This window comes from Bacillus sp. FSL K6-6540, from assembly GCF_038007545.1.
Window position 1 is genome coordinate 3060548 of sequence record NZ_JBBOXH010000001.1, and the last position, 13745, is coordinate 3074292.

The window sequence follows — 13745 nt, forward strand, 5'->3', positions numbered from 1 at the left end:
GCTGAAACCTTTGAATACTACGTTGATGATCGAACAAGGCAAAGAATATTGGTTGAATGAACTGCAGCTACCTTTACCGGGATTCTATCTGTACACCGACGGTCCAGCGCATCTTCAGCATCAAGATTTCGATCGCATGGCGATTCCCCTTCGTATCGAAACCGGTAAAATCCAGCGGTTCCGCGAAGCGTATAACATCAAGTCATGGATGCTGACAAGCTATGCGGTGTTTCTGTACCGCATGACGCACGATTCGGATTTGCTGATCGGCGTGAACAATGAGAAGGGCAATTTGCTTCCGCTAAGAGTGAGCATAAGCGAAAATGATTCATTTGCTCGTTTGTATGAGCAAATTTCGGCCAAGATGGAGCAGATTGAAGCAAGCATCCTTTCCCTTTCTGACATCGAAGGTTTTATCGGTCAGCCGCTCCATCTGCGGACGATTTACGGCCGGAACGGCAACGGCTATGCCTACGGTGAAAGCGGGCTGAACTGGGTGGTTCAGGAGGAGGAAAGGGATCAATGGACACTTTATGTTTCCTATGCCCAGCCATTGTTCAAAGAAGAAACGATTGAAAAATTCAGCAGGCACTTCGAGCTGCTTGCGGCAGCCGCTCTTGAGCATCAGGAGATGCCGGTTAGCCGTCTGCCTATGCTGACGGAAGAGGACCGGAATGCCTATGCAACCCTTAACGACACGAAGATGGAGCTTCCGGAAGATCCGACGCTTGTGGCGATGTTCGCTGCGGTTGTGGAGAAATATCCGAAGCGAATTGCATTATCTTCCGGCCAGGAGCAGATCACGTACGAACAGCTTGACAGGCAGTCGAACCAAATTTCCCATATGCTCATAGCCAAGGGGCTGCGCAAAGGCCAGTTCGTCTCGATATTTATGAAGAGGGGCCTCGATACGATTATCAGCATGCTCGGCGTCCTCAAAGCCGGGGGAGCCTATATCCCGCTGGATCCTTCCCATCCGGATGAACGAAATGCCTATATTATCGAGGATACGGCATCAAACATCATTCTGACGCATCCGGATTTCACGGCGAAACTGAATGGACTATTGGCCCAAGTCCAAACCAAACCGGAATATTTTTGTCTCGATGACCATGTCGATTCCTATCCGGCAGAAGCTTGCGGCGTGGGCGTGACGGGCGATGATCTGGCTTACATCATTTATACGTCCGGTTCTACAGGCAAACCGAAGGGCGCATTGATCGCCCATCAAGGCGTCGTGAATCTGGCACTCGCCAATCGGGAGAATTTGCAGATGAGCGAACAGGATATTATTCTTCAATATTCCACATTCAGCTTTGATGCTTCCGTTTACGATATATTCGGCTCACTGGCTTGCGGCTCGCGTCTGCATCTCCTATCGGATGAGCAGCGCTTCTCCATAGACGCCTTTACGGAAGCGGTGGCAGACACCAACGCAACGCGCGTCGCGATATTGCCTACGGTATTCTTCAATCAATTGGCAGCGTATTTGCCAATGGAGGACACACACAAATACCGTAACATCAAAACGATCGTGGTCGGCGGGGAAGCTTTGGCGGGAGAAACCGTTCGCATGTTCCGGAAGAAGCTTCCGATTCCAATCGTGAACCTTTACGGCCCTACCGAAACGACCGTCGTAGCAACAGGGCATGTCGTGGATTATCCGATTTCGGAGGATCTGGCCACCGTGTATATCGGCACGCCTTTTGCCAACTATGAATTGTATATCGTAAACGAACATGATGAATTATGTCCGACTTGCGTAACGGGGGAATTGCTCATCTGCTCGGTAGGCGTAGCCAAGGGATATTTGAATCAGCCCGAGAAGACCAGGGAAGCCTTCATTCCGGATCCGATAATGCCCGAATCAGGCAAACAGTACTACCGTTCGGGCGACTTGGTGCGGCTGCTGCCGAACGGGCAGGTGGAATACCGGGGAAGAAAAGATTCACAGGTGAAAATCAGAGGCTTCCGGATTGAGATCGGGGAGATCGAGGACAATCTGGCAAAGCATGATTGCGTGAAGGATATCGCGGTCATTCCGAGAACGGATGAGGACGGAAGCAAAATGCTGGCGGCATTCTACACGTCCCATGATGGACAGGCCGTCCCCGCCAAGGAATTGGTACAATTCTTAAGCCGGAAAGTGCCGAGTTACATGGTTCCTAAATACATCTGTTTCGTGGAAGAAATGCCGTTGTCCCCGACGGGTAAAATAGACCGCAAGAAGCTGGCTATATACGACCTGTCGATGGAGGCGGAAGAGGATAACTCCCGATACGAAGCCCCGGTTAACGATACCCAACGGGATATCGGCGCAGCCTGGGAAAAAGCGCTGGGACAAACCAAAATCGGTATCCACGACGATTTCTTCGATATTGGCGGCTATTCGCTGAAAATCCTGGAGATTCTGGTCCTCCTTAAGCCTCGATATCCGCAGTTGAAGATCAATGATTTCTTTGTATTTCCAACCATAGCGAAACTAGCGGAGAGAGTTGCGGAATTAAGCAGCCAGGATTTCCTGGTCGATCCATTGGAGGAACGGGATCTGCCGATTCAGGATTTGGCGGAGTATCCGATTTCTTTTCCTATCAATCATGCTTCGGAACAAGCGGTGTATACCCAGCAGCATATTTTGCTAACCGGCGCAACGGGGTATTTGGGATCTCATTTGCTGCACGAACTGCTGTATCAATCCACCGCAACCGTATATTGCCTGGTTCGGCCGTCAAAGCTGATGGAGCCGTATATCCGCCTGGAGCAGGTCATGACCGGATATTTCGGCGAAGACATAAAGTCTCGAATGGACAAGCGGGTGATCGCGATTCAGGGCGACTTGGAGCAGGAGTCTCTGGGGCTTGGGGCAGAAGACCTCGCCCTGATTGAAGCGCGCATCGATTCCATCATCCATTGCGGAGCTGAGGTGAAGCATTTCGGGGATGCCGACTATTTTGCCCGAGTTAATGTTGAGAGCACGGACAGACTACTAGCTTTGGCCCAAAAGAAACCTAATACCCGTTTCCATTTTATATCTACGCTTGGCATTCCGGAGGACCTGGCGCTGGGCGGCCAATGGAAGGCGATCGTTGCCGGAGCGGGCTACGAGGAGTCTTCCATTGAGAATGTCTATACGAACAGCAAGCTGGAAGCCGAGAAGCTGGTCATCAAAGCCGGTAAGGAACGAGGCATTCCGGCAGCGGTATACCGGGTCGGCAATTTGTCCTGTCACTCCGAGAACGGAATATTTCAGAAGAACATAGACAACAACGCGTTTTATCGCATGCTGAAAGCGATGGTGCTGTTGAAGAAAGCGCCTAACGTGAAGTGGCAAGTGGATATTACGCCGATTAACTATGCGGGGGAAGCGATTACTGCGCTGCTGCTTCAGCAAGAGACCGTCGGTCGAGTATTCCATATTTGCAATCCGGTTGCCATTCCTTACGAGGACATGGTGGAGCATTTTAAAGATTATGGATATGACATTGCCTTGATGGACTGGAAGGAATACGAGGCATGGTTATTGGATCCGCAGCAGCCGAAGAACAAGGAAGGCCTGGAGCTGGCCATGGCACAGTTTGAAGGCGACGGGGCGAAGAATTCCGTTTACCGGTATACTTGTCCTCAAACTTCGGAGTTCCTCCGCAACACGGGCGTGAAATGCGCTTTGCCGGACAAGCCGTTTTTTGAAAAGATGATGGATTATGCCGCTGGCATCGGATATTTCGTGAAGCCTGAGTAATGATATTCAGGTTAGCAAGCAAGAAACCGCGAATGCTTTCGCGGTTTTTTTGTAATTTTTTGTGCGTATGGTACGGCAAGTCGGCAAAGATGTTTTTAGGGCTCGATTATGGTACGATCATACTGAATTAAGTCCATAATCACCAAATGAGGTGGCCCATGAATAACGAACAATGGAAGCAGGCAGAAACCGCGCTGGCTTGCATGGAAGTGATCAAGAACGGCACCAACGACCCGGTAACGATTGAAGGCGAATCGGATGACCTGCGCTGTGTCGGAATCGGCACGGATGCTGCGGTATTCGTCTATGAACCTATGCCGGCATATGCTTATAAATTGTATGCTGTGGAGGCGCTGCCCAAGAAGGAAGCGGAGATCAAGGTTTATCAAGAGCTGATGGGCAGTCCTTATTTTCCTGTATTTTATGGAACAGGCGAGCGTTATGTGGCGATCAGCCATGAATCCGGATTAACCTTGTACGATTGCTTGCTCTATGGTGTGCCCGTTCCTAGGCAGGTCATAGAGGATGTCGAAGCAGCACGCTCCTTTGTGCGTAGCAAGGGCTTGAACCCGCGGGACATTCATTTGAAGAATGTACTGCTGCAGGACGGCAGAGGGAAAGTGCTCGATGTATCCGAGTATGTTCAGGATGGCAACGACAAACGATGGGAGCATCTCGTGTGGGCTTACGACAATGTATATCCGCTGCTTGAGGGTAAGAAGCTGCCGCTCTGGGTATTGGAAGCCGTGAAGAACGGATATTACCGTCTTGATCCATCCAGCGTGAACATGCAGGAGTTCGCGGATCGGATCGGCAGATTGTTTTTCAGAAAATAGCAGTTGGATTCATACGAAGATGGCAGGAGGGTTTGACCGAAGAGAGGCGGACACTTCCTTATGTTATGTTGTCGTTATTATATTTGAGAAAAATGCTGCGAATCAATCCCCCTTAAGCATATGCTCTTGCTTCAGGGGGATTTTTACTTAGAACATACTCCAATCCATCTCCCGGGACAAGGTTTGCAGGAGATGCACGCCGGCATAACTGTTCCCTTTATCATTCAGTGCCGGGCCTACCACGCCGATGCCGTAACGTCCCGGTACTAATGTTAATATGCCTCCTGAAACGCCGCTTTTGGCCGGCAATCCTACCTGAATGGCAAATTCGCCCGACGCGTTGTACATCCCGCATGTCGTCATGAACGTCTTGGCGATTTGAACATACCTGCGAGGAATGAGCGTTTTGCCGGTTAGCGGATCCAAACCGCTGCAGGCCAGGACCAAGCCCATCCGGGCTAAATCGGCACAATCCACAACAATGGAGCAGTGCCTGAAGTATACCTCCAACACCTCTTCAACATCTCCGCTGAGAACCCCGTTTTCTTTCAAAAAGAACGCTATGGAACGATTTAAATTTCCGGTATCCGATTCCGAGCGGTAAACTCCCATATCATAATCCAAGTCGACGTTCCCGGATAGCTCTTTAAGAAACTGAAGAATTCTACTTGACTTCTCGTAGGGGCTGCTTCCGTTAATCAAGGAAGAAACGGTAATCGCGCCTGCATTAATCATCGGATTGAAGGGAATGCCGGGCCGAACCAGCTCCAGCTTCAGCATGGAATTGAAGTTGTCTCCGGTCGGCTCCATGCCAACCTTGCCAAAAACGGTTTCCTCTCCATTGTCCATCAGTGCCAGGATCAGCGTGAATACCTTGGAGATGCTTTGCATCGTAAAACGAAGCCCGCAGTCCCCGGCTGTGACGGATTCTCCCTGAGCGCTTAGAAGGGTAATGCCCAAGGCATCATGTGGAGCTTTGGACAGTTCGGGAATGTAAGAGGCGACTTTACCTCTGTCTGAGCATGGCGAGCTTGCTTTCAGCCAATCCGGCAGCCGCTGCCGGATGGCTTCAAGGTCGGGAGATGTCATCGTTTATACCCCTCCATGGATACATATTGATGAGTCCGAGTCGTTACTGCTGTTTTGTTAAGCTTTATGTAAGGTTCGTATAATAATCGTGTAAGGTTCGGCTAGAAATCCATCTTGAGTTTCGCATCCGCAAAAATTCACAAATTACTTTTTATATTTCGCCTCGATGATTAGTAGTATCGTCAATTACTTCACATTTGTTTCAGTGAAATACGATAGGCGATACAGTCCGCCGCGGAGGGATCAACAAAAAACAGTTCGGACACAAATCAGACTGATGTTATTATATGAAAACTTTCTGATGGGCATGCTTGTTTCACTGCTGGCCGGTATTGCGACGTTGGCCAAGGTATGATAGCTGAGAGCATAGAGACAGAGGCTATCCTTTTCAGATAGGGATCGAGTTGGTCGTTATGCGGACGATGGCCAAAGTTTCCCACGGCTCGTCAAATCCCTCACGGCCGGGAATAACCCGGAGTAATCATAGCGCAAGCTGGATACACTACCGTAAAAAGGAGTGTATCATTATGAAACTGCTTGTTAAGTTATTGGTGCATGGGGTTATGATTACGGCACTGTTGGTTTCCCTAACCGATGCTTCTTTCATCGGGGCTGTATCAACATCAGTGGGGATCGCCATCATTGCTTACTTGGTAGGGGATTTATATATTCTGCCTCGCACCAGCAATATGATCGCCACGATAGCGGATGCCGGCTTGGTATTTGTCATGCTGTGGATCATCGGCGCCGTTGCGAACTGGACCATTGATTTCTCGGAGATTCTGCTGCTAGCAGTACTTGCGGGGGCATTTGAGTATTTCTTTCATAGCTGGATCAGGGGCGAGCATCTTCTTAACAAAAAACAGCGAGCCTCGTAACTGCGCATTGCGTAATGAATCACGGACTTGCGCTTCTATAAGCAATATCACTTTAGCCTGAGTAATCAGGCTTTTTTTATTCTCTGAGTCTGGACCAGCTGCCGTGGCATTGTGACAAATATTATTTCTTAATCAGAGAAGAGGGAATAGATTCGATGTAGGCGACCTTCGAATCTTAAAGAGAATTGAGGCTGTTAGGAGATGGTCAATATCAAAGGGAAGCGATCCCATGCCTTGATTGGCCTTCAAGCATTCTTGGCGATCGGCGCGTTGGCAGGGGGAACGATGCTTATAACGGATCCTAGTGGTGAACTCATTGGGATGCCCAGCTCATTATTGCAGGACTCTTTCTTTCCTGATTATTTAATTCCAGGCATTCTTTTATTCTGCGTGTTTGGCATCCTGCCTCTGATCACGGCTTCCGGACTGATTCTAAAGTGGGAGTGGGACGCAGCTCAAAGATTCAATATTTTCAAAGAAAAGCATTGGTCCTGGACCTTTTCTTTATATTCGGGTTTTGAGTTAATCATCTGGATTATGGTTCAGGTGTATATCCTGGATTCCGTTTCCTTCATACATCTGGTATATGCCATGCTTGGTTTGATGATCCAGATGGCCACGATACTACCATCCATACAAGCAAAATATACGATGCAATGAAGAGAGTAAGTCACACCGGCTGAAACGTCAATGAAATAACCCCATCGCTCCTCTATGAGCAATGGGGTTATGTTCTTTCTTACATTTTACGGCTTCGCGCTTTTCCAATACGCATAAGCATGCACGACGCTGCCGGTAAAGGAAGGCGAATCCTTTAATAAAGCAGGCAGCTTGGCAAGCTCTTCCTCCATATAGGCGGCACCTTCTTCGTGGAAGGTGATATGATCGCCTTCATGACTGGCTTTGATCTCTACCGATATCTTGATCGGCTTGCCCAGCTCATCGGCAAATGCAATCTCTTCCTTGGAAACCCCGATGATGCCGTTGGATCCCTCCGCTACATCCCGGAAGGCCATGAGGGAAACATGGTCCATACGATTGATCATCCACTTGCTGAGCGACATGTCCTCGCCGGTGACTTTATATTTATCCAGCCACACGGCCATATCCATGCTGGCTTCCAATGAAGAATCCTTTTTCAATTCCGTAACGAATGCATCCAGATTCGCGGTCCATTCTGAAATAACCTGCTGCGAATCCTCTTTCCATGCCGGCAGCACGTAAGGCTCAATGTCCAGGTGAATGCCGTGGAAACGCTCATCGCCTTCAACGGCGCGATTGTAGCTCTTCACATAATTGACGAGCCGCATCATTCTCGGCCGGTTCTCCTCTAGGGCCCATATCGGATGTCCGCCCATGGCATGAACCTCGATTCCTGCCGCAGCCGCTTGTTTAACAAACGACGAGTACGAGCTGTACGGCTGTTCCAGATCAAGGCGTACATACAGCCAGTTCAATTTCTTCTCTTTGGCAAAATCAAGAATTTCCTGACTGTTTTGAACGACTTCATGGGCTTCCCATATATAAGTGCCTCTTACCATAGGATCCCTCGTCACCGGATCCGCATCCGGCACGCGATCGCCTTCACCGGGTTCTGGATCTGGATTTGGCTCCGGGGCCGGTGTCGGGGAAACGGGATCCGTGCTTCCAGGGGGGACGATCTCATCAGCAGACATGCTTTGCCAGTTGCGAATATCGTGGATTGCGACACCGGCAAAGGATGGATAAGAACCGAGCGCACTGGAGAGATGATCCAATTTTTGATTCAACTTGTCCTTCCCGTGTCCATAAAAGGTGGTATAAGACTCGCCTGGCATCTCCTTGGTATTAACTCCGATCAGAATCTGTTTCCCAAGCCTGTCGGCAAGCTCAAGCTCAGCCCGCGTCAAGTCCAGGATCCCATGCTCGGATTCCACTTCATTCCGGTAAGCCATGACGGTAACATGGTCAAACGCACCGATCAGCCATTCATTAAGTCCGGTTCCATCCGCCAAGGCGTATTGGTCAAACCAGAAAGGAATATCGATCCCGAGCTTGAGTCCCTTTCCGGAAGCTAGGCTCAGGAACGCCTTAAGATTTTGTTCCCAGGTGGTGATGATTTGGTCCTGTTCAGTTTGCCACTTGGCAAGCACATACGGTTCTACATCCAGATGAATCCCGTCGAATCGAGCACCTGCCGGAACTTTGCCGTTATAGTCAATTACCCAATCAGCGAGACCAAGCATGTCATCGAGATGTTCGGTGAGCGCCCATCTAGGGTCTCCGCCCAAGGCATGGACCGCGATTTGGTCCTCATGCGCACGCTCTATAAACGCCTCGTATATCTCCGACGACAGCTGACGATCGATCTGCAAGTAGATCAGATTAATGCCTTCTTCGCGGGAAAAATCAAGCAGCTCTTCGCCGCCATCCCGTATCAGATCCGTCTGCCATATCCAAGTCGCTTTTTTTGAATTATTTTCGCCGTAAGCCGGGGTATGCAGCCCCACCAGAAGCATAACAACCAAGAGACCAGCAAGCTTCTGGTAACCTTTCACTTTCATGTTTTCCCTCCGTTTCTCTGCGAGAACTCCACGTATTCTCTGTTTAGTAAACGGGGTTATTATAGCATTGATAGTTCAAAAAAAGATGAGCCCAAGTTCTTACGGGACATTATAGACACCAATCAATCGAACGGGTGATCGGTATAAAAGGAACTAGATATAAAATGGAATAATATAACTAAATGACATAAATTATATGAATATGAACAAGAATAAGGCTAACAGCTCAGGAAGAAAGTTGCGTTTTTGGCGCTTGGTTGGTCCAGTGTCACTGTTTATAGGAAAGGTCAGCATTATATTTAATAGCTGCGATCCAGAATGGGAGAGCTATGTCATCATGACTAGTAATTTAAGACAGTGGGCAAGCATAAGCGATTTCAGCACCCGAAACAATCGGTCATCAGGATACCGCAAGCAGCAGCGAACCGTATAAAGGCGGGAGTTCACGTCCATCCTAGAACTAAAATGTGAAGGTGGGCGTTAACATGATTAATTTGGAATCGCGACTGGAGAATATGGAGGATCGTTTCGTAAACATCGATACTTATCTATGCAAACACGATTTTACGTTAGCCAGCAATTGGGATTACAAGCATGGCTATTTGGATAGGAGATTGGATCAGGAGCGGATGGTGTGGCTTCGCATTCCCTTTCACGTAACCAAGGGCAGCTTGGATGGCGAATGCGGCGGATGCCATGCAACGATCAAGCTTGGCCGACCATTTGTCTTCAGGCATATATATAATAAGGGGACCGATAAGCATGCGAGACCACGTTTATTGGGAGCTCTCTTCGATCAATTCCAGTCGCCGATCGACCCTGACGCCTCGGTGGACGATATGTGGGTTGAACAAGCGAGAAAAGTCTTGGACGAGGTGGAGACGGGGTATTTGCATTAACATTAAGATATCCTAAGAGATTCGGGACGCTTGGTCTCTTTTGGCACATCTGCAATATAATGAAGCAAGGGCTCTGATGCGTGCTGCATGCGAAGGGCTCTTTTTTTTTGTCCAGTGCAAGAATATACATAAATTAAAGATCATCCTTTGAAAACCTTAGAACTTTTTTGAAGAAGGCTCAAATGATAAAGCATCCTGATATAGTAAGATTGACTGAATTTGCGGTCCCGCATTGATTAATAAATAAACGAAGAAGGTGATATCATCCATGAATAAAAGAGCTTTGTTTAATGATGGATGGACGTTTGCAAAAAGCGGTTTGGACGTTGAAGATTCGGAGAATCTACAATTTCAGCCTGTTGATCTTCCTCATGATTGGCTCATACATAACACGGAGGATTTATACGAGAACAGCATTGGCTGGTACCGGAAGGAATGGTTGCGGAATAATGACGGCGGTCAGGTCTTCCTCTGTTTTGACGGTGTGTACATGGATTCTTCCGTCTATGTCAATGGTCGTCCTATGGGCGAATGGAAGTATGGCTATTCTTCATTTGAACACGAGATAACGGAGGCGCTCCAGGACGGTGAGAATGTCATCGTCGTAAAGGTTGTGCATCAAAGCCCGAACAGCCGATGGTACTCCGGGGCAGGCATTTATCGGAATGTATGGTTAAAGACAAGGGAATCCAACCACATCGTCACGGACGGCGTTTATATAGCGACTAAGCATCAGGAAGATGGATGGCTGGTTGAAGTCGAGACGGAAATGAAGGTCGTGGATGATGTGCTGATCAAGCATGTGATTTTGAAGGATGGACAGATCATCGCCGAGACTTCTGACCGGGTCGACGCCAATCACACGTGCAGCAGTGCAGGCAGCATCCTGAATACGCAAACATTAGCTGTCAAGGATCCGCTGCTCTGGAGTCCGGAAGAACCTAATTTGTATCAATTGGTGACCGAAATGAAGCTGAGCGGAACCAAGCGTTCCGCAGTTTCGCAGTATGCAATCTTGGAAGCAGTCACTCATAACGTGGGATTCCGACACATTCGGCTGGATCCTCATCAAGGGTTCCTGCTGAACGGCAGCAATTTCAAATTGAACGGCGTATGCGAGCATCATGATCTTGGCGCTTTGGGAGCAGCCTTTAACAAAACCGCATTGGCGAGAAGGTTTAAAATTCTGAAAGAAATGGGGGTTAACGCGATTCGCACCGCCCATAATATGCCGGCTAAGGAGCTGATGGAGCTTGCGGATGAAATGGGGCTGCTGATTGTATCGGAAGCCTTCGATATGTGGGAGCGGCTGAAAACGCCTTATGATTATGCCAGGTTCTTTCGGGAATGGGTTCAGCGTGACGTGAAGAGCTGGGTCAAACGGGACCGCAACCATCCGAGCCTTATCATGTGGAGCATCGGGAATGAGATATATGATACTCATGCGGACGAGAGGGGCCAGGACATCACAAGAATGCTGATGGATGAGGTTTATACATACGATCCTAAGCAAAATGCAAAGGTTACCATTGGATCGAATTATATGCCTTGGGAGAACGCGCAGCAATGTGCCGATATCGTGAAGGTAGCAGGATATAACTATGCCGAGAAATATTACGAGAACCATCACCGGGAACATCCGGATTGGATCATATATGGCAGTGAGACCGCGTCCGTCGTACAAAGCAGAGGCATCTACCATTTCCCGTTCGAAAAATCCATCCTGGCCGATGATGACGAGCAGTGCTCCTCCCTCGGCAACAGCTCGACTAGCTGGGGAGCGAAATCGGCGGAGGCATGCATCCTGGCTGAACGGGATACGCCCTTCTCGCTCGGTCAATTCATATGGACAGGGTTCGATTATATTGGTGAGCCTACGCCGTACCATACTAAAAACTCCTATTTCGGACAGATTGATACGGCAACCTTTAAAAAGGACTCCTATTATATCTATCAAGCCGCTTGGACGGATTACAAAACGAAGCCCATGGTGCATCTGCTGCCCTATTGGGATTTCAATGACGGTCAGATGATAGATGTTCGCATCTGCTCCAATGCGCCAAAAGTAGAATTACGACTCAATGGGGAAACCGTGGGTACGCATGACATTGACCATGCACGAGGAAGAGAGCTGGTTGGGTGGTGGAAGATTCCTTACGTCAAAGGCGAATTAATAGCGATCGCTTATGACGAAACAGGCCGTATCGTAGCCACGGATGCAAAACGATCGTTTGGCGATGCCAAGCGGATCGTTTTGCGTCCGGATAAAGAAGAGCTGAGGGCCGATGGAACAGATCTCATCTTCGTTGAGATCACCATGGAAGATGAGGATGGGTACTCCGTCGAGAATGCCAATAACCGGGTGGAGGTCCATGTCACGGGGGCGGGACGGCTGCTGGGTCTCGATAATGGGGACAGCACGGATTACGATCCGTACAAAGGCCTAAGCAGAAGACTGTTCAGCGGCAAGCTGATGGCGATCATCGGTGCGACATTGGAGCCCGGCGGAATCGGGATCGAGGTGTCCTCCACAGGCATGGAGCGTCAATCCCTTCATTTGACTTCCATACCCGTACAGGATGATGTGACGCAAGGAGTATCCGCAAGCATGAGGAATGAGGAGGGACCATGCCTGACAGGAAACAGGGACGAGATTCCGCTTCGCAAGATTGAGCTGATCAGCGAAAAGGGTCAGGTCTTTGATCCGGCGAATCGACAAATGACAGTGCGGGCCATATTGCATCCACTGGCAGCTTCTTATCAGGAAGTCGAATGGGCCGTCGTAAACGATGCCGGCATCGAATCCAATATTGCGAGCGTCGAGGCCAATGGCCATGCTGCCATCGTAACAGCCCTTGGCGACGGGGAATTTCGATTAAGATGTACGAGCCGGAACGGGACAGGTAAAACCCGGCTCATCTCCCAGCTTGAATTTAAGGTCGACGGTTTGGGTGCAGCATACAAGGATCCATACTCTTTCATATCTGCTGGATTATATGATTACAGTCAAGGTGAAGTCGGGAACGGAAACGAAAGAGGCGTAGCCACGAGCAGAGACGGCGAGACGCAGGTCGGGTTCCGGGACATCGATTTTGGCCCCCATGGCTCCGATACGATTACGATTCCGATATTTGCTCTTTCAAGCGAAGCGTACGCTTTGCAAATCTGGGAGGGCATGCCTGGCGAAGAGGGCAGCTCCCTGCTGGCCGATTGCATTTATCAGAAGGAGTCCAAATGGAACGTGTATCAGGAAGAAACCTACCGATTGTCCAAGAAGCTGCGCGGCATTACGTCGATTTGCTTTGTCCTTCGCCAGAAGGTGCACATCAAAGGGTTTTATTTTCAACCGGGGAATCGAGCCTTTGAGCCCAACTTTGCCGCCGATTGCGACCGGATTTACGGGGATACCTTTACGGTGTTGGACAACAGGTTTGTTCAAGGGATAGGAAATAACGTCTCCCTCGAGTTTGACGAGATGGATTTTTTAGCCGACGGTGCATCGAAACTGGTGGTGTACGGCAGATCCGCCTTAGATAAAAATACGATTCATATTCGGTTTGCGCATTCGGATGGCGAAAGCAACCGGCTGGTCGAATTTAGGCAAGCCTACGAATATGAAGAGCAGGTATTCGATCTGGAGCCCGTGGCCGGCAAACAGAAGGTGACGTTCATCTTCCTGCCGGGAAGCCAATTTGATTTTGGCTGGTTCCGATTTGTGCGAACAGATTCATAATTTGCGAGATAAACCAAGCTGCCGACCG

8 protein-coding genes are annotated in these 13745 nt (G+C 49.2%); 6 read left to right on the forward strand and 2 right to left on the reverse strand.

The genetic code is table 11. The features are described 5' to 3' along the window. Positions 1–10 precede the first annotated feature (10 nt). Both MHH82_RS13750 and MHH82_RS13755 read left to right on the forward strand, forming a co-directional pair. Positions 11–3739, forward strand: a complete 3729-nt coding sequence (locus tag MHH82_RS13750; protein WP_235201809.1) for a non-ribosomal peptide synthetase family protein — start codon at positions 11–13, stop codon at positions 3737–3739. Positions 3740–3897: 158 nt separating this feature from the next. Beyond that, on the forward strand, positions 3898–4575 hold the full coding sequence (locus tag MHH82_RS13755; RefSeq protein WP_015734929.1) for a serine/threonine protein kinase: 678 nt from the start codon (positions 3898–3900) through the stop codon (positions 4573–4575). A 147-nt stretch (positions 4576–4722) separates the two neighbouring features. Here the strand turns inward: MHH82_RS13755 and glsA are convergent, their stop codons facing one another. After that, positions 4723–5664 (reverse strand): glutaminase A, encoded by a 942-nt coding sequence (gene glsA / locus MHH82_RS13760; RefSeq protein WP_036663410.1) that lies wholly within the window; start codon positions 5662–5664, stop codon positions 4723–4725. A 527-nt stretch (positions 5665–6191) separates the two neighbouring features. Here glsA and MHH82_RS13765 point away from each other — a divergent pair. Beyond that, the gene (locus MHH82_RS13765) at positions 6192–6542 is read left to right on the forward strand and encodes a DUF2512 family protein (protein WP_036663408.1); all 351 of its coding nucleotides are present in this window, start codon (positions 6192–6194) and stop codon (positions 6540–6542) included. Between the two features lie 201 nt (positions 6543–6743). Then, positions 6744–7202: a hypothetical protein gene (locus MHH82_RS13770; protein WP_340966215.1), complete on the forward strand. Its 459-nt coding sequence runs from the start codon at positions 6744–6746 to the stop codon at positions 7200–7202. A gap of 86 nt (positions 7203–7288) precedes the next feature. On the opposite strand, the gene MHH82_RS13775 is transcribed toward MHH82_RS13770, so the two are convergent. Further along, complete coding sequence (locus tag MHH82_RS13775; RefSeq protein WP_340966217.1) at positions 7289–9085, reverse strand: hypothetical protein; 1797 nt, start codon at positions 9083–9085, stop codon at positions 7289–7291. 485 nt (positions 9086–9570) lie between these two features. Here MHH82_RS13775 and MHH82_RS13780 point away from each other — a divergent pair, with 485 nt between their 5' ends. Further along, positions 9571–9984 carry a YugN-like family protein gene (locus MHH82_RS13780; protein WP_009592953.1) on the forward strand — a complete coding sequence of 138 codons (414 nt, stop codon included), beginning with the start codon at positions 9571–9573 and terminating at the stop codon, positions 9982–9984. A 268-nt stretch (positions 9985–10252) separates the two neighbouring features. Then, complete coding sequence (locus MHH82_RS13785) at positions 10253–13717, forward strand: glycoside hydrolase family 2 TIM barrel-domain containing protein (RefSeq protein ID WP_340966220.1); 3465 nt, start codon at positions 10253–10255, stop codon at positions 13715–13717. Positions 13718–13745: the final 28 nt, after the last annotated feature.